This window comes from Bacillus sp. C1 (assembly GCF_054570475.1).
Genome location: NZ_JBTMZT010000003.1, coordinates 1 through 21692 on the forward strand (window position 1 = coordinate 1; position 21692 = coordinate 21692).

Annotated in this window: 26 protein-coding genes and 4 pseudogenes; 11 read left to right on the forward strand and 19 right to left on the reverse strand. The window is 35.7% G+C overall.

The annotated features are described in order from the left end of the window. The 7 genes and pseudogenes from ACX5JI_RS10900 to ACX5JI_RS10930 form a co-directional block, all read right to left on the reverse strand. Positions 1-464, reverse strand: a pseudogene (locus ACX5JI_RS10900) (transposase); the annotation flags it as partial. Positions 465-982: 518 nt separating this feature from the next. Then, on the reverse strand, positions 983-1198 hold the full coding sequence (locus ACX5JI_RS10905; RefSeq protein ID WP_459501078.1) for a hypothetical protein: 216 nt from the start codon (positions 1196-1198) through the stop codon (positions 983-985). An 80-nt stretch (positions 1199-1278) separates the two neighbouring features. Then, positions 1279-1419 (reverse strand): hypothetical protein, encoded by a 141-nt coding sequence (locus ACX5JI_RS10910; protein ID WP_459501612.1) that lies wholly within the window; start codon positions 1417-1419, stop codon positions 1279-1281. 363 nt (positions 1420-1782) lie between these two features. Continuing rightward, positions 1783-2268, reverse strand: a complete 486-nt coding sequence (locus tag ACX5JI_RS10915; protein ID WP_459501079.1) for a hypothetical protein — start codon at positions 2266-2268, stop codon at positions 1783-1785. A 42-nt stretch (positions 2269-2310) separates the two neighbouring features. Further along, positions 2311-2964, reverse strand: a complete 654-nt coding sequence (locus ACX5JI_RS10920) for an MBL fold metallo-hydrolase (protein ID WP_459501080.1) — start codon at positions 2962-2964, stop codon at positions 2311-2313. Between the two features lie 74 nt (positions 2965-3038). Beyond that, complete coding sequence (locus tag ACX5JI_RS10925) at positions 3039-3548, reverse strand: DinB family protein (RefSeq protein ID WP_459501081.1); 510 nt, start codon at positions 3546-3548, stop codon at positions 3039-3041. Between the two features lie 314 nt (positions 3549-3862). Continuing rightward, a complete protein-coding gene (locus ACX5JI_RS10930) occupies positions 3863-4339 on the reverse strand; it encodes a glutathione peroxidase (RefSeq protein WP_459501082.1) in 477 nt (158 codons plus the stop codon). A 225-nt stretch (positions 4340-4564) separates the two neighbouring features. Between ACX5JI_RS10930 and ACX5JI_RS10935 the strand changes: the two genes are divergently transcribed. From ACX5JI_RS10935 to ACX5JI_RS10945, 3 genes are all read left to right on the forward strand, one after another. Next, positions 4565-4774, forward strand: a complete 210-nt coding sequence (locus ACX5JI_RS10935) for a DUF3925 family protein (RefSeq protein ID WP_459501083.1) — start codon at positions 4565-4567, stop codon at positions 4772-4774. A gap of 129 nt (positions 4775-4903) precedes the next feature. After that, entirely contained in the window at positions 4904-5875 is a 972-nt protein-coding gene (locus tag ACX5JI_RS10940; protein ID WP_459501084.1) for an MBL fold metallo-hydrolase, read from the forward strand. A gap of 94 nt (positions 5876-5969) precedes the next feature. Then, entirely contained in the window at positions 5970-6410 is a 441-nt protein-coding gene (locus ACX5JI_RS10945; protein ID WP_459501085.1) for a hypothetical protein, read from the forward strand. 261 nt (positions 6411-6671) lie between these two features. On the opposite strand, the pseudogene ACX5JI_RS10950 reads toward ACX5JI_RS10945, so the two are convergent. Together ACX5JI_RS10950 and ACX5JI_RS10955 are read right to left on the reverse strand one after the other, a co-directional pair. Then, a pseudogene (locus ACX5JI_RS10950) lies at positions 6672-6926 on the reverse strand (DUF3600 domain-containing protein); the annotation flags it as partial. After that, positions 6924-7172 (reverse strand): annotated as a pseudogene (locus ACX5JI_RS10955) (sigma factor); the annotation flags it as partial. The pseudogenes ACX5JI_RS10955 and ACX5JI_RS10950, both read right to left, overlap by 3 nt. A 215-nt stretch (positions 7173-7387) precedes the next feature. On the opposite strand from ACX5JI_RS10955, the gene ACX5JI_RS10960 reads away from it, so the two are divergent. Next, positions 7388-8374 carry a quinone oxidoreductase family protein gene (locus tag ACX5JI_RS10960; protein WP_459501086.1) on the forward strand — a complete coding sequence of 329 codons (987 nt, stop codon included), beginning with the start codon at positions 7388-7390 and terminating at the stop codon, positions 8372-8374. Between the two features lie 29 nt (positions 8375-8403). Continuing rightward, positions 8404-9021, forward strand: coding sequence for a zinc dependent phospholipase C family protein (locus ACX5JI_RS10965; RefSeq protein WP_459501087.1), 618 nt, complete (start codon positions 8404-8406; stop codon positions 9019-9021). Positions 9022-9073: 52 nt separating this feature from the next. On the opposite strand, the gene ACX5JI_RS10970 is transcribed toward ACX5JI_RS10965, so the two are convergent. The 5 genes from ACX5JI_RS10970 to ACX5JI_RS10990 form a co-directional block, all read right to left on the reverse strand. Further along, complete coding sequence (locus tag ACX5JI_RS10970) at positions 9074-9514, reverse strand: SRPBCC family protein (protein WP_459501088.1); 441 nt, start codon at positions 9512-9514, stop codon at positions 9074-9076. A 193-nt stretch (positions 9515-9707) separates the two neighbouring features. Beyond that, complete coding sequence (locus ACX5JI_RS10975; RefSeq protein WP_459501089.1) at positions 9708-10877, reverse strand: DEAD/DEAH box helicase; 1170 nt, start codon at positions 10875-10877, stop codon at positions 9708-9710. A 19-nt stretch (positions 10878-10896) separates the two neighbouring features. Next, positions 10897-11424: a hypothetical protein gene (locus ACX5JI_RS10980; protein ID WP_459501090.1), complete on the reverse strand. Its 528-nt coding sequence runs from the start codon at positions 11422-11424 to the stop codon at positions 10897-10899. Between the two features lie 90 nt (positions 11425-11514). Next, complete coding sequence (locus tag ACX5JI_RS10985; RefSeq protein ID WP_459501591.1) at positions 11515-13203, reverse strand: formate--tetrahydrofolate ligase; 1689 nt, start codon at positions 13201-13203, stop codon at positions 11515-11517. Positions 13204-13303: 100 nt separating this feature from the next. Beyond that, positions 13304-13981, reverse strand: a complete 678-nt coding sequence (locus ACX5JI_RS10990; RefSeq protein WP_459501091.1) for a class I SAM-dependent methyltransferase — start codon at positions 13979-13981, stop codon at positions 13304-13306. Positions 13982-14188: 207 nt separating this feature from the next. Between ACX5JI_RS10990 and ACX5JI_RS10995 the strand changes: the two genes are divergently transcribed. Next, a complete protein-coding gene (locus ACX5JI_RS10995; RefSeq protein ID WP_459501092.1) occupies positions 14189-14527 on the forward strand; it encodes a permease in 339 nt (112 codons plus the stop codon). A 27-nt stretch (positions 14528-14554) separates the two neighbouring features. On the opposite strand, the gene ACX5JI_RS11000 is transcribed toward ACX5JI_RS10995, so the two are convergent. From ACX5JI_RS11000 to ytfJ, 4 genes are all read right to left on the reverse strand, one after another. Continuing rightward, positions 14555-14767, reverse strand: coding sequence for a hypothetical protein (locus tag ACX5JI_RS11000; protein WP_243521829.1), 213 nt, complete (start codon positions 14765-14767; stop codon positions 14555-14557). Between the two features lie 69 nt (positions 14768-14836). After that, positions 14837-15157 carry a hypothetical protein gene (locus ACX5JI_RS11005; protein WP_459501093.1) on the reverse strand — a complete coding sequence of 107 codons (321 nt, stop codon included), beginning with the start codon at positions 15155-15157 and terminating at the stop codon, positions 14837-14839. Positions 15158-15208: 51 nt separating this feature from the next. After that, complete coding sequence (locus ACX5JI_RS11010) at positions 15209-15985, reverse strand: oxalate:formate antiporter (protein WP_459501094.1); 777 nt, start codon at positions 15983-15985, stop codon at positions 15209-15211. Positions 15986-16145: 160 nt separating this feature from the next. Then, on the reverse strand, positions 16146-16571 hold the full coding sequence (ytfJ, locus tag ACX5JI_RS11015; protein WP_459501095.1) for a GerW family sporulation protein: 426 nt from the start codon (positions 16569-16571) through the stop codon (positions 16146-16148). Between the two features lie 134 nt (positions 16572-16705). On the opposite strand from ytfJ, the pseudogene ACX5JI_RS11020 reads away from it, so the two are divergent. The 5 genes and pseudogenes from ACX5JI_RS11020 to ACX5JI_RS11040 form a co-directional block, all read left to right on the forward strand. Then, positions 16706-17350: pseudogene (locus ACX5JI_RS11020) on the forward strand (GNAT family N-acetyltransferase); the annotation flags it as partial. 173 nt (positions 17351-17523) lie between these two features. Next, complete coding sequence (locus ACX5JI_RS11025) at positions 17524-18444, forward strand: tyrosine-type recombinase/integrase (RefSeq protein ID WP_459501096.1); 921 nt, start codon at positions 17524-17526, stop codon at positions 18442-18444. Positions 18445-18603: 159 nt separating this feature from the next. Then, positions 18604-19386: a helix-turn-helix domain-containing protein gene (locus ACX5JI_RS11030; RefSeq protein WP_459501097.1), complete on the forward strand. Its 783-nt coding sequence runs from the start codon at positions 18604-18606 to the stop codon at positions 19384-19386. A gap of 390 nt (positions 19387-19776) precedes the next feature. Continuing rightward, positions 19777-19962 (forward strand): hypothetical protein, encoded by a 186-nt coding sequence (locus ACX5JI_RS11035; protein ID WP_459501098.1) that lies wholly within the window; start codon positions 19777-19779, stop codon positions 19960-19962. Between the two features lie 286 nt (positions 19963-20248). Then, entirely contained in the window at positions 20249-20518 is a 270-nt protein-coding gene (locus ACX5JI_RS11040; RefSeq protein ID WP_459501099.1) for a hypothetical protein, read from the forward strand. Between the two features lie 182 nt (positions 20519-20700). On the opposite strand, the gene ACX5JI_RS11045 is transcribed toward ACX5JI_RS11040, so the two are convergent. After that, positions 20701-21501: a hypothetical protein gene (locus ACX5JI_RS11045; protein ID WP_459501100.1), complete on the reverse strand. Its 801-nt coding sequence runs from the start codon at positions 21499-21501 to the stop codon at positions 20701-20703. Positions 21502-21692: the final 191 nt, after the last annotated feature.

A 21692-nucleotide genomic window follows, 5' to 3' on the forward strand; every position in this document is an offset into this window, starting at 1 on the left:
TGTATACGGATTCAGAATCCCAAGACACCCACGACCTTCTCTTCACTTCTACTATATAAAAAATAGTAGTGCGAACCAATGCCTTGGTCTGCACTACTAATCTTAGTATGTTTTGTATAGCTTGGAAAAGAAGAAGAAAATAATCTTTAATCATATATATATCCTTATACTCACTCAATTCTCGTTTCTTTTTCATAAGAAGTAATTGCCGCATTTGAAACATGATAGAAGAACAGAGGCGAATACTTCATTCCTTTCTTTTTTTCTCTTACAGTTTGATCTTGTAATCGTTTTTTTGTTGTTCTTTTGTTAGCCGATGGACAGAGTAAAATACTAATGAGTTGCCCATATAAATGAGAGTCTAAGCGTTCTTTCTTAATTTCTTTGCACTTGTCAATTTGAAAGAAAGATTTCCATGTTTTGAACAAAATTTCAATTTGCCAGCGTAATGAATACAAGTCATAGAAAGAAAAAACTGTGACAAAAGAGATTGCCTCTTTTAGTCACAGTTTTTATTTGCATTAAGACATTCGAAATGATTTACCACGTAATGCTGCTATGTAGCAAACAATAACTACTAAGCATAGGCCAACCATTAGCAAATACAATTGTGGTGCAAAATGGATAATCAACCACCAAGTGCTGGGCCTAAGAAGCCACTTAAGTTTTGGAATTGCAGAGAGTACTTTTAAAGAAAGTGATAAAAAGAGGCTCGAATTTTATGTTTAGTGGGGAAATACCCCATCATCATCAAGTTGAAATTTTATAATACCCCCAAAACTTACTATTGAAGAAGTAAATAAGCTAATAGATAGTGGGGTAGACTTGAATGAAGTAAAAGATAAAAGGGGTTTCTACTACGAACTAAAGGTAGATCAAGACCCAGTAAACGATATCTCCTTTACGATTATACCAAAAGGCGGATGGTAATAGAATAATGAATAAGTAAAGCTCCAGAAATCCAAAGATCTCCGGGGCTTTATTATATATTTATCTCTTTTTGCTTTTTGATTTGTTTATGTCTATAAAGGAATTTACGACATGTTAGAGAAATCAGTAATAAAATCAGTATTAGTACTAAAAATTGCATATATGATAAATTAAAATATTTAACACCTGTAACAATTAATAGTGTAGAAATCGTACCTTTTACAATGAAAAAAATAATAATCCATAATCCACCTTTTTTCCAGTTCATTATATTTTACCCCTTCCTACGTTTAAATTCATAAAAAAATCAGTGATAGTTCTTGAGAGTGGCACCTTAATGAAAATCTATTACATTAATAAAATAGTAGACTTTTTTACAAAATCATGACCAATTAAGCGTCTCCATAATGGGCAGATTTGAATAACCATTCTTTTCATCTCAATCACTTTCCACTTTGTTTCTTCTGGATAATGAACTCTAGTCTTCAAACGAAAAACACCTCCATTGAATATGCATACTTAGTATGCGAATTCAGGAGGTATTTTTTTCATGTACCACTATTCGGGTTCACTTCAATGTATGGTGAACTACTCTATTAGCTGTTTATGTAGCTTTAAAATAAAATTAGATCAAAACGGATTGCTTTCTTGTAAACCCGTATGAAAATTTTTTAAAAAGGTTCAATCAAAATTTACATTTAACTTTTATGATTTAACTTTTCATTCCTCAAAATTCTTTTTATCCGATTCATCCGTGAAACCCTCAGGCCAAATTCTCTCTTTGGTCTCTAAAAACTCTTTATCTTTTTTAAGAATTTCTTTGAATTCCACAAATAATGCATCTAAATCTAATTAAAAAATAGATTGGCGGTGAACAAATGTCAAAAAAAGTTTAAACCAAAATGTTGTGGGGCCCACTTTCCCTCCTATACCACCTTTTACTTTACCTACTGGGCCAAATAATTTCATATGGGGAGAAGAAACTATTATATGGGTAGATTCAATTGCTCCAGGACAAAGAGATGGAACACTTTCTAACCCATTTAATTCATTGCAAGCCGCCATTATTGCAGCTACTACTAATCCTTTAGCAACAACTCTTGGTATGAGAGCCCGTTTAATTATTCTTATAGCGGCAAATTCAATATTCGATGAAGATATTATGATTACATCAATCAGAATATTAGGGGAAGATCGTATGGAGAGAAATAAAAAAATGGAACGACAGTATATGAGGGAGGGGCAGCCGAGATACATGTAAAAATAGGTCATAGGCTTACCTTTACACATATCTCGGCTATATCCCAAATTGCTCGAAAAATAGACAACGATTTTCACATTCCAACTTCATAATAAATGATAAGCTGTTATTAGCAACCTCTATAATTTTTGGATCTGCTCATTAATATTTCCTTTACTTAATCCTCCATGGTAACAAACAACGGATTCAATATTTAGGTCTAAATATTTCTTTAAAGACTGTCGAGCAGCCTTTATATCCAAAGTGGTTGGAACATGAATTCCTCCCAGTGTTCCGCTTACACTGTACATCGAATCCCCGGCAACAAGCGTTTTACTTTGTATCAAATATAAGCTGATATGGCCCTGAGTATGCCCTGGAGTATGGATGATACGAATCCCGCCACAATACGGAAGTTCTTGACCGTCAATCAAGGTATCATCCACTTTTCCCTTGGGGGGATTCTCTATGTGCCCGTCTTTCAAAAGAGGTAAATCCCCCTGGATATAAGGTTTATCTAGTTCGTGAGCATAAACTTTAATATCACTTTCACGATTCTGCAATATTTCTGGAAGACTGCCTATATGATCTATATCCTGATGTGTCAGAATCACAACTTTTAGTTTATCGAACGATACTCCTACTTTATCCATTTCTCTCTGTAAATCTTCAATTTGTCCAGGGAATCCAGTGTCCATTAAAACAGCCATTTCCTGATCCCATAAAAGAACTGGATGAATAATATTCCCATGAAATTCAAGGTGCAGCATCGCTACTCCCTTAGAAATGTTCATAACTTTGGGCTCCTGTATAATTAGATTTTATTATAAAAAGTCCCACCCAATCGGATAGAGCTTTCGTATACGATTCAACTTTCAAAAAGTAATTTTATCTCTTTTATTTGTTCTATGTGACGCTGTTCATGCAAATATATCAGTTCTATCCATTGATCGAGAAGTAATTCTCCCAGAGCAGGATGCTTCACTGATTTTTTCGCTAATATGGATACATCTTCTATTGTACTAAGAAAAGTCATCAATTTTTTTCTTGAATCGTTTAACAAATCAATCATTTGCTGAACTTCAAATGGTTCTAAGCTTGGTTCAAGAATTTCTGGAGCCGTAAATTTTTTCGTTCTATCTAATAATATAGAGTGAATTTCTTGACGCTCTTTTTGGGTACTATCAATCTCTTTTAATCCAAATGAAATAACTTTTATAGCTGTCTCATCTAATAAAACTAAATGATGACAAACTTGTGCTATACTCCATTTATTCATATCTGGTTTACTATTAAATTGAGCATCACTCAATAAAGTAATCTCCTTTAATAGGTTATTTCTCGTTTCATAAAACTTGTCATTTACAAGTTTTTTCATGAGGTTTCTCCCTTCACCTGAAAGTACATACTTAGATTCCTATTCTATATATATTCTCTACGATAAAAAAGTTTTCCTTCACTACTCTACGTTAATGGGTATTACCAGCTATCCTGTCACCATCCATATTTATCAGTTCAATAGGTCGTATCTGGAAATAAAAGTAAGACTATGACCTATTTTTACACGTACCTCGGCGCTACCCCTACGTTGGCAAATAGAGATTGTATTTAAAACATGGGAATCTACTTTCGAGCAAAATAACCATTTCTCTCTCTATAAATAATTCCCCTGTTATTTATAAAAACATAGATTTACAATACCTTCTCAATCTCCTTCTCCAACTCTTCCGGCTTCGTCTGCGGTGCAAAACGATTTATCACGTTTCCGTCACGCCCTACTAAAAACTTCGTAAAGTTCCACTTTACCGCCTTCATACCAAGTATGCCTGGCGCCTGCTCCGTCATATATGTATATAGTGGATGCGCGCTATCACCTTTTACATCAACCTTAGTGAACATTGGAAAGGATATACCGTAATTTAATTCACAGAAACTTTTAATCTCCTCTTCTACGCCTGGTTCTTGTCCTCCGAATTGGTTGCATGGAAAGCCTAAAACTTCAAATCCGTACTCTTTATACTTTTCATAAATTGCTTGTAATCCTTTATATTGCGGGGTAAATCCACATTTACTTGCGACATTTACAATGAGAAGAACTTTCCCTTCATACTCTCGTAATGATTTTTCTTCTCCTGTAATTGTTTTTGCAGAAAAATCATAAATTGTCATATATATGTGCTCCTCTCTATCATTTCATACTTATTCTCATCATATATGTATTTATCTTTCGCGTCTAATGACAGCGCTTTATTTTTGTGTCGAAATTTCGACACAAACTACTAGACAAATATGTTGGAAAGTTTTACAATAAAATTGTGAACAAAATGTGACAGTTTACCTTCTAAATTGTGACATTTTCAATTCCATTATAATGACTAAAGGATGGTGTTGATTATGAAAACTGCACAACGTGAAATGCTTTCTAACCGCGAGTTTTACTTCGTATTATACATGATGTTACTATTTGTTGCTGGTTGGTTTATGGATATAAATGGACTATTTTTAAGCAAGTACTTTTCACTTGCAGGAATGATTTCTCTTCCACTAGTTGGTGGTATTGTCGGATTCTTTATTATGTCAGTTAGTAAAGAGCAGAGTAAGTAACAACATTACATAAAGGCAGAAAACGATCTTTCGTTTTCTGCCTTTTCTTTTATAATAAAGATAAGGTCGGCTATGAACACAAAAGAAGTTCCATGTTTGTATTGATATAGATAACAAGGAGTGATATACGTGAAAAAAGTAGAGCAATTATCTTCACAGTTATATTTAATTGACGATCATGACTTACAGCAGGAAAACCGTACAGGTACATATGTTTTATTAGGCGATGACATTACTTTGATTGAAACATGTGCTTCCCCTTCTCTTCCGTACCTTTTAAATGGCTTACAACAATTACGAATTAACTTAGCAGATATTAAAAACATCATTGTTACACATGTTCACCTTGATCATGCTGGCGGTGCTGGTTTATTGATGGAAAAATGTCCAAATGCGACTTTATTCGTCCATCCACGTGGCGCTCGTCATATGATTGATCCTACAAAATTAATTCAAGGTGCCAAAGCTGTATACGGTAATTCTTTTGATACACTCTTCAACCCAATCCTTCCGATTCCAGAAAAACGAGTTCATATTGTACAAGATGGTGAAACACTGCAAATCTCTGAAAGCCGCGTACTCACATTTTACGATACACCAGGGCACGCAAAACACCATATTAGCATCCATGATTCTTTAACAAATGGTGTTTTCACAGGTGACACGATTGGTATTTATTACCCAAAACTCGCTGAACTTGGCGTTGAATTATATTTACCAACCACATCTCCATCACAGTTTCAACCAGATGCAATGATGGCCGCAAAAGATCGCATTCAAAATATGAATGTTGACTCGATCTACTTTGGGCATTATGGTGCATCTACCCATGTTTCTGAAGTATATACACAACTAGAGCATTGGCTTCCTATCTTTGTAGAAGCAGGAAAACAAGTATTTGCAAAAAAACAAGATTTTGAAACAGCAAGTCATGAACTATATGTTTCGCTGCTTGAAAAGGTATCCTCACACCTTTCGCAGCAAGGCGTACCATCCACTCATTCTATTTATGATGTATTAAAACTAGATATGGAAATCAGTGCAATAGGAATTATGGATTATCTTACAAAGCAAGAAAATGCTAAAACGCCCACTAACTAAATGAAAAAACATACGAGGATATGATGCTCTGTTTCAAGCATATATCCTCTTTCTTTGAATATATTTTTTGAATAATACAGGAAGGAGCGAAACGATGAAAGAAATAATTAAATACTTATGTTTCACATTAATTATTGTTATATTGCTATTTATAGGAGGAAAAATTCAGTTTTATTTAGATCAACAAGCTGAACTATCCTTTCATATGTATCCTCGCATATTTTTCTTTGTATTTTTCCCCTTTTTCGTCGGCGGTGTATTGCGTTTCTTTCAACTTATCAGTAGCAAAAAGAACCAACATGTGTGGAAATTTCAACTAGAGAAATTTATAGGTATTACGTTACCTTCCACATTGATTGGCTTTTCGCCTATTCTATTCTTCTCACCTATCGGACAATTTCCCCCTTACTTAGATATTCTAACTCTTTTACATACAACATTCCCCATCATAATAAATATAATAGCTGGTTACTCATTATTAGATAGTTTCATACGACAAAAAATTAACATAGTCCCACATAAAGTGAACCTTTAATCAGTAAGGGGCTTCATCCGCCACCTGAAGCTCTTGTAGAAGTAGATAGGGGGGATCAATAGTGCGGATTCTCCTGATAATTGATGTGCTATTGCACTTGTTAATTCAATAATCAAGCCAGGATAAACCTTTACATATCAACAAAAAATCGAGTATAAAACCTTTGTGGTTTTATACTCGATTTAATCTACCATTGATACGGTTTCTCCACGTTATCTGAACTACTTACTTTTATAAACATCGGCTCTTCTTTTCATAGATTTAATTCATTTGTTGTACCTTTCCATTTACATACTCCATAAAACGATCCGCCCGTACAAATTCCTCTTTATACGCTTCAGGGACTTCTTCTACCGTTACATGTCCGCTTGATTTAATTTTCACCTGCACTTTCTCATACGTCATTAACGAATCTATATACTGTTCATATTCTTCAGAAGTTAATTCTTCTTTACTAGATTTATCCCCATTCAATTTATCAAAATACGGTTGGAGTTCCATTGATACCTTTTTCATTTGTCTAATTGCAAGTCCTATTAACCACGGTTTAAAAGGTTTTTCTCGATTATATTTACTAAGTGATTGATATAACTGTATGTATATTTCTTGGACTACATCATCTACATCCGTTTTTTCCTCTATCAAAAAATGCGCTGTCTTATAAACATCTTGAATTGTTATATCATATAATTCACTATATGCTTCTTGATTTCCTGATAAAGTACGCTCAATGAGATGGTAATAGTCTATTTCCTCTTCCATTCATCTCCCCTCCTTTGTCTTACACTATATATTGGCAAGTAAAAAGCATTTCGTTCGATTTTTTTAAATTAATTTCAATATAGATAAATATTAGGATTTAAAAATTATGCCTTTATAACATTTGCTTATAGCCCCTTATAACAATTATATAATTTCCCATTTTATGATTGGTATTTAAAATAATAGGTAGAAAATATTTTTAGGAGGATATACAAATGAAAGCCATTGTTGTAACTGCATTCGGTGGACCTGAAACAATGAAGTATACAGAAGTAGATATGCCAACTTTCAATGAAAAGCAGGTATTAATTCGTGTTATCGCAACAAGTGTCAATTTTGCCGATATTAAATCCCGCTATGGAAAAAAAGGTAATGGAAGACTACCATTTATTCCTGGTATAGATGCGGCTGGAATTGTAGAACAAGTAGGGGCGGATGTAAAAGATATCCGCGTCGGACAGCGTGTAATCGCCTTTCCTCTTAACGGCTCGTATGCTGAATATGTTGTTGCCAATGACAACCTTACGTTTGTATTACCTGATGAAGTGGACTTCACAACCGCAGCTGCTTGTCCTATCGTATCTTTTACGAGTTATAACTTGCTTGCAAATGTAGCGAGATTACAGCAAGGTGAAACTGTTCTTATTCATGCGGCTGCTGGGGGAATTGGTACAACAGCAATTCAATTCGCTAAAATATTAGGTGCAGGCAAGGTTATTGGAACAGTAGGAAGTGAGGCAAAGCAAAAAATCGCTTTAGACGCTGGTGCGGATCATATCATTTGTTACCAAAACGAAGATTTTGTAGAGAAGGTACATGATCTTACTGATGGAGTAGGTGCAAATATTATATTAGACTCCATTTCCGGTACAGTATCAGAAAAAAGTTTAGAATGTCTCGCTTACTATGGCCGCCTCGTCCATTTTGGGAATGCAAGCGGTGAAGTTGGTACATTCCGAACAAAAGATTTACATGCAAGTTGCCGTTCTATTCTAGGTTTTAGTTTTGGAACAACAAGAAAAAAACGTCCTGAATCACTCCGCCATACCGCTGATCAAGTTTTTCGTTATTTACAGGATGGCAGTCTACAGATTAAAGGTACAAAACGTTTTCCCCTTCAAAATGCAGGGAAAGCACATGAATGGATCGAAAGTAGACAGAGTACGGGAAAAGTTATACTAAATGTCCAGTCCACTCCCTAAAATGAATCCATAAAATTGAGGTGTCATTCATGGGATCACGAATTATGCACTTAATTATCGCAAATGGTATTGCAGAGAAATTATCGATCCAAGATAAAACATCTTTCTTACTCGGCGGAGTCGCTCCTGATGCAGTTCATTCAAAAGCAGAAAAAGAAATTTCACATTTCTACGCTGGTACGACCAAAAACTATACGAGAAGAATCGATTATGATGCATTTTTTCATAAATATGAATCATTTATGGATTCTCCTTTTATTTTAGGTTATTACACCCACCTAATTGCCGATGATAACTGGCTAAATGGCTTTTTTCTTCCTTGGCTTAAAAATAGAATTGATCATGACAAAATAATTTTATCCCTGTATTATAACGACTTTAAACTGTTGAATGCAAAACTATTACATTATTACGATAGAGAGCAACAACTTCTCTTTATTCTTAATCAACAAGCGAACATACCAAAGATTGAGGAAGTGACAATAGAAAATGCTCTAGCTTTTAAAAAATTTATTTTCGATGATATGTTGTACCCGGAGCAAGATTTGCACACAGACTTACAAGTGTTTACGTTTAATCAAATCGTCGGTTATATAGAAACTGCCATTGAGAAAAGTGTTTTCTTATTAGAAACCGCCTTTAAATGACATTATTCATAATCAGCTTCATGCCTAAAAAATTAAGCATGAAGCTATTTCATTAATGAATTAATGATGCTCTTAAATTATTTATGCCGTTTTCTAAGTATCCTTTTAAACAAGTTAATACATATACCCAGCCTTCTTTTTGTCCCATCATTTTAGTGACGATTCCAGGGTCATCTTCTTTCAAACCTGATTCATTTACTTCAATCATTGTACTCGTATGATTCAGCTCATTTAGTGTAACCGTAACAACTGTTTCTTCATCATATCCGCCCCATGAGAATACGATTTTTTTATTTTCCTCAATCTCTAATACATGTATTACGACTTCCGCATTATATTCATCGTATCTCCAAGTAATCGTCTTCCCTTGTTCCATTCTTCCCGTTCCTGATGAAAACCAATAATTAGACATTTTTTCTGGATCTACTATAGCTTCAAACACCTCATTAGCCGGCTTGATTATTTTAAATTTCGTAATCACTTGCGTATCCATACTACACCAATCCTCTTTCGATATATTTAATGGCTCTCTTCATTATAGAACGAACGTTCCTGTTATTCAAATATCAACAGGGTTATTTGACATACCCCTCCCTGTATACAAAATAATAAAAAGACGTGACTGCTTTATATATGCAGACACGTCTTTTCACTTTTATTGTCCCATTATTAATGAAAACTTCACATTATCTAGGCTTTCTTTTCCCAGTAAATGCTGGTTTCTTTTTCTTTGGTGCTTTCGGTTTAGATTCTACAAATGTTCCTTTAAACATTTCTTGCTTCTTAAACTGAATACCTAATTTTTTCGCAAACTGAAGTAATTTCTTCTCTTCTTGCGGTGTTACAAGTGAGACAACTGTCCCCTCTTTGCCCATACGTCCTGTACGTCCTGAACGATGGATATATTGATCTAGTGTATCCGGTAATTCCAAATGAATTACGTGTGTTAAATCATCAATATCTAATCCGCGTGCTGCAATATCTGTCGCTAGTAAAATTTCTAATTTCCCATGACGTATTCCACGCAGCGTTGCTTCACGTTCCTGTTTATTCGCTTCTGCATGAAGAGCTGCTGCTTTCATTTTACGGAACTTCAGCTTTTCAGTAATTTCATCTAAACGGAAAGGATCATTTAAAAAGGCAACTGCTTTTACATTTCCCATATGCATAATTCTTCTAATGTAATCATTTTTTTCACGGCGTTCACAAACGATATACGTATGCTCAACTAGGCTCTTTGTCTCAGTACGTGTCACACGAACTAACTGTGGCTCAATCGCGAAATCACGTGCTACTTCTTCTGCAGCTTTTGTCATCGTTGCCGAGAAGAATACTAATTGACGATCGCGCATTGTTGATTTAATGACGTCAACCACCGCTTCCATCATCTTTTGTTTTACAATTTGATCAAACTCATCAAATACAATCGTTTTCACTTCATGCATTTTCAATTTTTTCATACGAATTAATTCTAAAATACGTCCAGGTGAACCAACGATTACTTTTGGATGTTTCTTTAACTTTTCGACTTGACGCTTAATATCTGCACCACCAATTAAAGATGCACCTGAAATATCCGTTCCTGCTGTAAACTTTTGAACTTCTTCATGAATTTGCATAACTAGTTCGCGTGTTGGCGCTAAGATTACAACTTGTGGTTGTTTCACTTCTGGATTAATTTTATGTAAAAGTGGTAATAAGTACGCTAATGTTTTTCCTGTTCCAGTTGGGGATTCAGCTATAACGTCTTGTCCTTCTAAAATGGTTGGAACTGCTTGTTTTTGAATTTCAGTAAACTCTTTAAAACCAGCCTTCTCCCAAGCTTGTTGCAAAAATGGTTGCATATCTTTTATCATTTGTTTTTCTCCTTTATCTCTATTTTTGAAGAAAATGTTGTATTGTTCGCACCGTTTCTATCATGTGAGAAATAACAGCTATTAAATCATCAACATGGTCTTCTGTAATCGCTTTTTGAAATAGAACTTCTACCTTATTATGATATGAAATCGCTTGCTTATTATATTCGTATGAAATTTGTTGCGTAATCATTCGCTCTTTTCCCCAGATGGCTTGTAACAAGTCTTCAATCTCTTGACACTCTGTTTCTGGAGAATGTATAGGAAATGTAAATCCAAGTTTCATTTCACACCCTGGTATAAACTGCGGTACTTCCAATATCTCACCTGATAAATTTTTCGCATCGACAGATAATGAAAATGTCGCTTCTACTAGTGTTTCAAATGATTCATTTAATTGAAATGAAATATTGTATATACGACTTAACGAGGCAAGGTCCATCATATCTTTTCGATCTGTTACAAGAATGTCACCATGTAAATCAAAATCATAGACAGCTCCTTCAACGATTACTTTTAAATTTTCAAAAGCAGTTGGATCAAACATAATTTCCTCCAAAAAACAGGCGCCTTTCGATGGAAAGGCGCCACTTGATGTATATATAGTTTACAGATAAACGAGATGAATTACAACCTTTTAGAATAAACCTACTGCTTTTCCATCTTCATTTACATCCATTTGAAGTGCAGCTGGTTGTTTTGGAAGACCTGGCATTGTTAACATTGTGCCCGTTAACGCTACAATAAACCCTGCACCTATAGATGGTTTTAATTCGCGAATAGTAACAATAAAGTCAGATGGTCGACCTAATTTTGTTGCATCGTCTGAAAGAGAATATTGTGTTTTCGCCATACACACTGGTAGATTACTCCAACCTTCTCCTGTAAATTGAGCCAATTGCTTACGGGCTTTCGGAGCAAATTCAATATCTTTCGCACCGTATACTTTTTGAGCGATTGTACGAATTTTTTCTTCTAATGACAATTCTAAATCATAAAGTGGTGCGTATGTATTGTCATCTTTCTCAATTACTTTTAATACTTTCTCAGCAAGATCCATACCACCTTGGCCACCTTTTTCCCAAACTTCTGTTAAGGATACTTCATAGCCACGCTCGTTGCACCATTCTTGTAAGTATGCAACTTCTGCATCTGTATCTGTAATAAATTTATTAATTGCAATTACAAACGGAACACCGAAACTTTGAATTGTTTCAACATGTTTTTGTAAGTTTTCCATTCCTTTTGCTAATGCATCCACATTTTCTTCTTTCAATTGATCTTTCGCCACACCGCCGTGCATTTTAAGCGCACGAATTGTCGCAACAATAACAACTGCTTCCGGCTTAATACCAGCTGCACGCGCTTTAATATCTAAGAATTTTTCAGCGCCTAAGTCCGCACCGAATCCAGCTTCTGTAATTACATAATCACCTAATTTTGCTGCCATTGTTGTTGCGATTACACTGTTACAACCGTGAGCAATATTCGCGAATGGTCCGCCATGAATGATAGCTGGTGTATTTTCTAACGTTTGCACTAAGTTTGGTTTTAATGCATCTTTTAATAAAAGTGTTAATGCTCCTTCTACACCTAAATCTTTCACTGTTACAGGCTCATTGTCCATATTATAAGCAACTACAATGCGAGATAAACGCATCTTTAAGTCTTGAATATCTGTCGCAAGACAGAATACAGCCATAATTTCAGATGCTACTGTAATGTCAAAACCGTCTTCACGTGGTACACCTTGAACTGGTCCGCCAAGACCAATTACTACATTACGCAGTGCACGATCATTTAAATCAACACAACGCTTCCATACGATTTTTCGTGTATCAATCTTAAGTACATTTCCTTGTTGAATATGGTTATCAATAAATGCTGCTAATGCGTTATTTGCAGTTGTAATGGCGTGAATATCACCAGTAAAGTGAAGATTAATATCTTCCATTGGTACAACTTGCGAATAACCTCCACCTGCTGCACCACCCTTTAGTCCCATTGTCGGTCCAAGTGATGGCTCACGAAGTGCAATGACTGCTTTTTTACCAATTTTATTAAAAGCTTGACCTAAACCAACTGTTACTGTTGATTTACCTTCTCCTGCTGGAGTTGGGTTAATCGCTGTTACTAAAACAACTTTTCCGTCCTTCTCACTTTGTAAGCGCTTAAAAATATCAAGAGATAACTTCCCTTTATAATGACCATAAGGCTCTAGTTCTTCTTCTAAAATGTTTAACTCAGCTGCAATCTCTTGAATTTTCTTCATACTTGCTTCTTGTGCAATTTCAATATCGGATTTAACTGTTGTAGTAGTTGTCATATACCCTAGTCCCCCTTTAATTGGTTCTTTTGATATTGTATCAGTTTTTTGTATTTTCTGCACTTATTTACCTCCTAAATTCCCCTCATTTCTTCAAGCGTTATTTTTTCAACATAAATACCCATAAAAATGTTAATGCTTGCCGCAATTCTACTGGTAATTGTCCAAGCATTTTTTCGTTTACTCCTCGTTTATATACACCTATACCGTCCATAATTTGAAACCCTTGCTCCTTTGCAAGCCTTTCAAATTCCCAAGGCATCATCGTATTACAAACAACATCTTTTCCATACAAACGAGGATAACTATTTTCACGTGGTTTTGCTGTTGGTCCTAAAATAGCAATACACGCATATCCATCCGGCCTCAAAATACGCTTTATCTCGTGTAACGCCTGCAAGGGCTGTTCTGTCCATTCTAATGAGTTCACTGCTAATATTGCTGGAAATTGCTCATTTTCAAAGGGCAATGACGAAAGATCCCCCTTCACAAATGACAAATTAGGCCCCTCTCCGCGTTCCTTTCCTTTTTGAATCATTTGTTCAGATAAATCTACACCACACGCTTTATATCCCGCTAGACTTAATTTATACGTACCATATCCATCACCGCAGCCAACATCTAGAACTGCCGCACCCTTTTCTACATATTTTTCAAAAAACGGGATAATTGTACTACGGCTTCCATAATCCCACATTTCCCCGCTATTTTGATTCCAAAATTCTGCATTGTCATCCCATTTTTTTTCTGAAGATTTATGCCAATTAAAATTTGTCATGTTTCTCCCTACTTTCACTTATTTTTCATTCATTTCATTCTACATCCTTTTCTTATATTCCTGTTTATTCTCATGGAGAGATGGATAAGATAGCAACAGACTCATGAATTCTCCAAATTTTGCTTTACTTGGATATAACTCATACTCATGTTCTGTTCTTTTATGAAAAATAATAAAGATACACCCAATTGAAAGAGAGGGATGTACATGCCAAAAAAGCGAACACATCATTTTAAAAGTGGTGAAAAAAATGAAGAATATGCGGCTGAAATCTCGCCACAGCCTCTTCCACTTAGACATAGACGTAAAGATATTACACATGAAATAGAAGGTACAAACACTGGTACACTTATCGGTTATGTAGCACTATTTCTTTCTTTATTCTCAATTGCCTTTTATCCAGTCACCCTTGGTTCCCTTTCCATTTTAATTGGCTTATTGGCTGTTAATTTTGGAGCGAAAACACTAGGTTATACCGCTATTGGATTTGGTAGTTTTTCTGTTTTATTTACGTTATTGTATCCACTTGCTTTATCAGCATTATAAAAACACACCAAGTACTACTTGGTGTGTTCACTCATGATACAACATAATGTGTCCGCATCCGCAGCAATGTTTTGCTGTAATTTCTTGAAACACTGGATAGTTTTCTTCATCTCGGTGTTCAATAAATACCTTTTCAAAGCGATACATGTTTTGCGCATATGCCCAGTCTTGTTTCGTGCGTGCATATAATGTAGATGAAAAGAATTCTTCTCCGCCACAAACTACACATATTTTCTTCATTTTTATCCCTCCTATGCTTGTCTTACTTCATCTATATGAACATACGTATAAAAAAAAGACCTTCTATAATTAGAAAGTCTTTTCCTTAACAAAAAGAAATGTATGAAACATGCCTACTCCACTATACTCTTTCTTTTTACCAGCTTCTGTTTCAAAAGTTTGTTTCACTGTGATAAAAAATACACCGTTTCGTGTATCTGTACTGACAAACTTCATTTGTTGTTCTTTTTTATTTACACTTTGTGTACATTCAAAGCTATCTTGGTTACAAATCAACGCATACTTGTCCTCTAAATAAGACCTAAAATCAGATTCTTTCGGACAAGTTACAAGTAGTACTGCAACAAGAATAATGCTGACAATACCTACCGCTGTATAATATTTCTTCATTTTTTCTCCTTTCAAAAAACAAGAAAACTTGACCTAAATCGTCAAGTTCTCTTAATCCACAACCCATTGCCACTCTTGTTCTTTCCTATCAAAAATAAGCCAGCCAGTTTCGGTTGCATCTTCTTTTAATTCCTCTACGTTATCTAGTACTTCATCCGTACTTTCATACGAACCCACTACGTATACAGGAATCTCTAGACCTCTTCTTGACTCGATTTTCCCAGCTAAATCAATGTATAGTCCGTCTTCCATTAATGGAACAAGTCCAAGAATAACCTCTTTTGAAATTGCTGGGAATATTTTCGATTTTTGAAAGAACGAGAATCGTTTTTTTCCAAACGAACCTATTTTGTATGGAATTACTTTACTAAGCATTCCCACAAAATCAGCGATTCTACGGTAATACACTTTGTTGTACCAACCGTCATCATGAGAAAAATAGACAAATCTATTTTTCAATAATGGGAAAAATGCTCTCCCAAGCGGTTCTTTTTTGTGAGCCAAATATAACAATTCCGCAATTTCCTTTGGCTCCAATTCATCTAAATCGCTTGCATCATCAAAGTCCACCCAACAAAACTCATCAAATTCATCAATTTCTGCTTTAATTAACTTATGTATGTTCTCTTCTTCGACATATTCAAATAAAGTATGATAGTGAAAATCAGTCCACTCAAAATTATGTTTTAAAAGCAACACTTGATGAAGCGGTGAAGGGATGTTACTCGCAAACTCTTCAAATGTAATTCCAGATGTAATAAAACAATGACCCCGACGATTACCATTAATATATATCATATTCTTTACTTGGTCAGATCCTCCAGACAAAGCACCTAGCCACCTTCGTTTTATATGTTTCAATTCTATAGCATATTTTAACATGAAAAATTTTAGAAACATAGAAAAAACTTCAAAAAGTATTTACAATTTCATGATTTTTATTACATACTGATTACAAGTAAAAAAACCTGTTGAAAAACAGGCTTTTTTACGCGATTTCATCTGGATTTTGTGGGTGATGATTTTCAGTATGCTTTTCATTTTTTTGAAAAATGGATTGAATCTTATCTATTGTTTGTGGAGCTAACTCAATCATTTTCTCAGCTAAGTGTGTGGCATTTTGTAAGTGAAGAATATTTACACCGTCTTTATTCACTACAAGAAAAGCTACTGGAGTAATAGAAACGCCACCCGCACTTCCACCACCGAATGCCGGGTTGCCTTGTGCTTTTACTCCATCATTTGTTTGAAAATCCGATCCTCCTGCTCCAAATCCAAATGCTACTTTAGAAACTGTTAATACCACACCACCGTCAGCCGTCTGAACCGGTTCTCCAATAATTGTATTAACATCGACCATTTCTTTTAAATTTTCCATTGCTGCTTTCATTAATCCTTGAATTGGATGATCCACCGTTCACAACCTCCTTTGTCATATCTTTCCTAGTCTTTCCGAAACCTTGTGAACTAAACATAAAATTTCATATTGATTTCAAAAACAATAAGTAATAATATTTAGAAAAAACAAAATAAAAAAGGAGAGTTATGATGCTACGAAATTTGACAAAGAGTGATCATGAACAAGTGCTTACATTTCTAAAAGAAGAAGCAGCAATTAATCTATTTATCATTGGCGATATTGAAGCGTTTGGATACGATACAGATTTCCAAGAATTATGGGGCATGTTCACAGAGAGCGGCGCATTACAATCCGTATTACTACGCTTTCATGATTCGTTTATACCATATGGAAAAAGAAATTTCTCAGTCACTGACTATGAGGAAATTCTTTCGCCTCACAAACCACTTAAAATCTCTGGCAAGTCGGATATTGTAGAGAAATTTGAGGATATACACAGCATACATCTAGGTACAAAAAATAAAATGTACTTTTGTGAATGTAAAGATGATACTGCCCTACCACAAACAGGATTTCATACTACAATCAAATTAGCAACCATAAATGATGTTAAACGAATTATGAAACTTCGAAACACCATTAAAGAATTCCCTCACACAGAAGAATCAGAAAAGCTTTTACGACAATCACTCGAAACAAACACAGGACGTACATATTACATTGAAGAGAAAGGAGAAATCGTGACTTCCGCTTCCACATCAGCTGAAAATTCCTTATCAGCAATGGTTGTTGGAGTATGTACGCATCCAGATTATCGGGGGAATGGATACGCTGAGAGTTAGCAAGGCTTGAGAGTGTTTTCTCAAGAGTTAGAACTATGGGTGTCTCACCAAGACACTCTCTCGCACAAGAGGACTACTTTGGTCGGCTCATTAGAGCTGGCTCGGGTAGTCCTCTTTTTTGCTTACATCGAAAAGAAGACCACTAAAAGGAGAAACGATAAATTATGCTACTCAAATTCGCTATTAAGGATTACTTGGACGAGAAGGAATTTACAAACTTAGCACCTCGAACGATTAAAGCTTATGGAGATACTCTCACCGAGTTTCAAACGTTCTGCTCAGAGCGTGAACTCATAGATACTGAGGAAGTGAGAGAACAAACCATCAAGAGTTACCTTGTATATTGCCAACGAGAACGACAAAACAGCGTACTCACAAGGAATACTAAATTGCAGCACTTGAAGACTTTCTTCCAGTTCCTTGAGGACGAGGAAGTAATAAGCCAAAAGAGAAATCCAGCTCGCAAGCTCAAGCAAGCTAAAACAGAGACTAGGATAGAAGTCTTCTCCGATGAACAAATAAGAATGATGCTTAGATACTACAGAAGGCTCAAAGCAAGGGATAAAAGCTTTTGGAGCTGCCGAGATCACACCATTATAGTTTTCCTTTTGGGTACTGGTTCAAGGCTTGGCGAGATGATTAATCTCAAGTGGTCTGATCTAGACTTGATGAGTCAAACAGCTACCCTCTTTGGTAAAGCTCGTAGACAAGAATCTATTCCACTCACTGAGAAACTGACTCGTGAGTTATACGAGTACCGACTGTTTGTGGAACGCTTTAGAGGTAAGCTCCCTGAATACGTTTTTACATCTAGAGAAGGTCACCAACTTACACCTAACGCAGTCAAACTCATGTTTAGCCGACTCGCAAAGATAATGAATTTCAAAAATGTACGATTGTCAGCTCATACGTTTAGACACACATTTGCACATAGGTGTTTGATGGCTGGAATGGACGTCTTCACTCTGAGTAAGCTCCTCAGGCATTCAAATTTGAAGATGACTGAAAGGTATCTTGCTATTTGGGGAACAGCCTTGAGAGAGCAAAACGACAAGTACAATCCACTAGAGAGAATGGATATTTAAGACAAATAAAAAGAGAACCCTTCTAGTTTGGCGACCGGACAGAGTTCTCTTACAGCTACTAAAGAAACTCTGAAAGAGCTTCCTTGTTTGCTATTGTATCATTCTCATGGGTACTAGCTCAAGGGATACTCCTTCTATATACATGGAGGAATATTACATATGAAGGAACTACGGAAATACCAATCATTTAATTCAGTACCCGAGATGGACAAGACTATTGATCGCACTCTTAAGGAATATAATTTAAAGGATAGCGAACGAGTAATACTTCTAAAGTTATCAAACTACTCATGTAAGTTCGTTGGTGTTTCATATTTGAAGAATAATACGTTAGCTGATCTAACAGGATACTCTAAACGTACTATTCAACGTGCCCTCAAGCGTTTCAGCGAACTAGGAATCATTACTCGTATTGAACAGTTTAAACCTGTTAAGGGTGGCTATTCAGCGTTTATCTGTGTAATTAATCCTTTCGAGCGTCACCATGAGTTGGCATCTTGCAAGGAAGCTGTAGAGCCTACTCCTGAGCAACTTGACGAGCCATCCCACGAAAACGAAGCTATTACATTTAAAGCTAAAAGCTCTAAAGAATTAAAAATACGTAATAGCGCACCTGTTAGTATCGACGAGTTAGATGTATCTTATTTGGCTAGCTCATGTGTACCGATGGAATTTATCAATACAGTTTCCCCTTTCTTTGGCACAGCTAAGGAAATCTATGTTATGTGGGGTAAAGTTAAATTGGCTGCAAACAAGTATGCACCTGACTTAGTTGATACAACCGAGATAGCGATCTCAGCATTTAAACAAGCTGTATTTGCTCTGAAGATGAACAAAATTAGAAAAGACTTCAAAGGTTACCTGTTTGGCGTTCTCGCAAAGATGATGTCTGTTGAGCAAAGAAAGCTAAAATGTAAGTTATTCAATTTCCTACAAGGTTAACTTGAGGAGAGTCACACACCCGTTATTACTGTTAAGTAATATCCTTAACAACTGGTTTCTGTCCTTCACAGTTTAGCACAGTAATCTAGTTTATCCTCCCCTACTTGCACCTGTGCGGACGGGATATTCCAGTTATGATACTTGCTGAATTGCCATACCAAAAAACGGTCTCTCAGATTCGCTTGTAAGGGATTTTACAAAGACAACTAACCTTTCTGTATGAAAATAAAATAAAACTCGACAGAGAGAATTAGAGGCGTCTCTCGTAAAATTCTGTCTATTTTAGCGTCCTCACGAAAATAAATCTAAAAATACCCTAAATATTTATTGACGGTTCTAGAACTTTTGGATTATGATGTAATCAAGCCACTAAGGAAACGAGGTGAGCCATTGGAAAGTAAACAACAAAAGTTTTACGGTAAGGTCAAAGACTTCTACGAGTTAGAGACACTCGAAGACGCTAAAAGGTTTTATACCGCTTTCAATCAACTCAGCAAGATACATACAGTAGACAAAGCGGATAAGATCGACAAAATGCTAGCTCGTATGTACGCTGGTAAGAAGTTAACAGATTAACCGAAAACTAAACAAAAGCAAAGGAGCGTTCACCCTCTCAGTTTGGTCGCTGAGGTGAACGCTCCTAGCACAACACAAGGAATCACCTTGCAATTATCCTCTAGTTTAGCATGATTAGCAGATGACTGGCAAGGTGATTCCTCAAAGGAGGGACATACCGTGAGAAGACAAAACCTAGAGTCCGTACTCATAGCGAGTGGCATGACAGGTTTTCTTTATGGGGTCGGCTACCTCTTATCACTCTTAATAGCAAACTACCAATGATAAACTAGGGAGGAATTTTAAAATGAAAGTAACTAAATTAGATAAATTAATGGAGATTATTGATAATACAGTAGATTCAAAGCAAATTAGAATGATTAAAGAGCTAGGCTACGAAGTTACTCAAGAGATGGCGTTCTCAGAGGTACTAGCAATCCACCACAAGATGAACAAAGCTGGCATTTTAATGGAAACACGAGCTTCACAACATGGATCTACATACTTTGTACACTTACAAGTTGGTCACCTAGAGGATACACTAACTTTCAGCCTCGAGGAGGTTAGAACATGCTAACCAAACCAACTTACACAGTATCAGCTAAACTCACACCATACTCACAGGGACAATACCACAAGCTACAGGCAGCAATAAGATATAAGTAAGATTAGACTAGAAATCAGACGAGGAGTAAACCCTAAAGTTACTCCTCAACTTCTTCCGAAACATTTATATATAATTATTTTCTCATACTTCCTCTATTCTATTGGCTCTTCTAGCAAGAAATCTACTGCTGTAAGCGAATAAATAGCATTAAATAACCTTAAAGCATCAACCTTTTTCCAATTAACCGGAGCATCTTTCCCATGAAGTACCCAGTCTCTATTTATGATTGGAAAGCGAGTTGGATTCTCTTCAAAATTACCTCGTTGAAATACTTGATTTAAAAAGCCTCCAACAGACGCATATGCAACTATATAGACTCTATCTGTAGATACATCTTCTCTTACTTTTTCATACTGACCCCTCAAGCTTGTTCTTTTCTTTATTTTGTATTTCTCAAACTTTTCGGATATAAGCATACGTGCTATACCTTCAACAATAATGAATAAGTTTGGAATGGCTACTAAATAGTTTCCGTTCTCGTAACTATTAAAACATTGTTCTAATAAACCTTTCCAACTTTCAACAAGTTTATGGTCAAGCACCTCTCTTTTCATTCTCGTATATGCATATCCATTATCATGACTAAAGTATTCCTCCATCGCTGTATCTATATCTTCAATCTCAGAAAACTCAACCACTTCACGAGGAGTCATACTTAACGGAAATGTCCACCCTCGTTCTCCAAGCTTCTCAGCAGACTCCATCCAAATTCTCATGGTTCCATCCCAGTCAATATCAATTAACGGAGAGGCAAGTTCTTTTTTCACCTCATCTATTGCGTTGTGTATTTGTTTACCAAAATTAGCAAACTTTTGTATTGTTTCAACATATGTATTAAGCTCTTCTAAAAATTCATTCACAACTATATAACTATATTTATTAGTTTTCTCCATAGTTCTCTCCCCTCAGGTATCCTAATTTAATGATACTCTATTTGGTAATTATGTACAAAAAAATAAAGCAAGGATTCCTCCCTGCTCTTTAGTATTTTTTGTTAGAGTTTGTCTTAAATTTCCAAAGTCTTTTTTCTCCTCAGGTAAAGCAATTTTAGTCAAAACTGACAAATCAATAGATAGCTGATACA